Source organism: Variovorax sp. 01T439_2 (genome assembly GCF_056398445.1).
Genome location: NZ_JBFTPJ010001154.1, coordinates 1 through 1,600, shown reverse-complemented (window position 1 = coordinate 1,600; position 1,600 = coordinate 1). Strand labels below are relative to the sequence as shown.

At 65.1% G+C, this 1,600-nt stretch carries 2 protein-coding genes; both read left to right on the top strand.

All coding sequences use genetic code 11. The annotated features are described in order from the left end of the window. Positions 1–735, top strand: a 735-nt coding sequence (locus tag AC1DOC_RS32980; RefSeq protein ID WP_478131485.1) for an ABC transporter permease subunit, incomplete at its 5' end; no start/stop codon positions are given. After that, positions 732–1,600 (top strand): urea ABC transporter ATP-binding protein UrtD (gene urtD / locus AC1DOC_RS32975; protein ID WP_478131484.1); only part of this gene is annotated, 869 nt, incomplete at its 3' end. The genes AC1DOC_RS32980 and urtD, both read left to right, overlap by 4 nt.

Below are 1,600 nucleotides of genomic sequence, written 5' to 3'. Positions count from 1 at the left end.
GGCGTGTATTTCTCGATCATCACGCAGGCCATGACCTTTGCCGCGATGCTGCTGTTCTTCCGCAACGAGACGGGCTTTGGCGGCAACAACGGTTTTACCGACTTCAAGCGCATCCTGGGCATTCCGATCGCTACGCAGGAAATGCGCATGACGCTCTTCGCGCTCACGGGCCTTACGCTGCTGGGCTTCTTCCTGTTTGCGAAGTGGCTCATCGCAAGCAAGTTCGGCCGCGTGCTGCAGGCCATCCGCGATGCTGAAACGCGCGTGATGTTCTCGGGCTACAACCCGCTGCCCTACAAGCTCACGATCTGGGTCATTTCGGCCGTGATGTGCGGCGTGGCCGGTGCCTTGTATGTGCCGCAGGTGGGCATCATCAACCCCGGCGAGATGAGCGCGGCCAACTCCATCGAGATCGCGATCTGGGCCGCGGTGGGCGGGCGCGCGACGCTGATCGGGCCGATCATCGGCGCCTTCATCGTCAACGGCGCGAAGAGCTGGCTCACGGTGGCCTACCCCGAGTACTGGCTGTACTTCCTGGGGGCCTTGTTCATTGCCGTCACGCTGTTCCTGCCGAACGGTATCGTGGGCCTGGTGAAGAAATGGCTGTCGCGTGAAAAGGCGGCGCCGAGCGCCGGCCGAGAGGAAGCACAGCGCGCCATGGCCGCCGCGCAAGGCGTGGAGCCGGAGGCGCTGCACGCGCCGCTGGTGGCCGAAGTGAAGGGAGCGCGTGCATGACACCCGACCTGATGGAAGCTGGCGCCGAGCGCGCCGCCCGCGCCAAGGGCATGCACCACGCGGGCGGCAGCACCGAATCGGGCGGCCGTTCCGCGGACTTCGGCCGCATCGCAACGCCGGGCGAAGTGGACGTGACGCACGGCCGCATCCTCTACCTGGAGGACGTGAGCGTGAGCTTCGACGGCTTCAAGGCCATCAACAAGCTGTCGCTCGACATTGCGCCGGGCGAGCTGCGCTGCATCATCGGCCCGAACGGTGCGGGCAAGACCACGATGATGGACATCATCACCGGCAAGACGCGGCCCGACGAGGGCACGGTGTTCTTCGGCAGCACCATCGACCTGCTGCGCCATCGCGAGGCCGACATCGCGCAGCTGGGCATCGGCCGCAAGTTCCAGAAGCCGACGGTGTTCGAGCATCTCACGGTGTTCGAGAACCTCGAGCTCGCACTCAAGACCAACAAGGGCGTTCGCGCCTCGATGCTGTTCAGGCTCGACTCGGCGCAGAGCGACCGGCTCGCCGAGGTGCTGCAGACCATTCACCTGGCCGACAGCGTGTCGCGCCTGGCCGGCAATCTGAGCCATGGCCAGAAGCAGTGGCTCGAGATCGGCATGCTGCTGATGCAGGACCCGAAGCTGCTGCTGCTCGACGAGCCCGTGGCCGGCATGACCGACGAGGAAACGGCGCGCACGGCCGAGCTGTTTCTCACGCTCAAGGGCAAGCATTCCCTGATGGTGGTGGAGCACGACATGAGCTTCATCCGCACCATTTCCGAGATCGTCACCGTGCTGTGCGACGGGTCCGTGCTGGCGCAGGGCACGCTGGACGAGGTGCAGGCGGATGAACGCGTGATCGAGGTTTATCT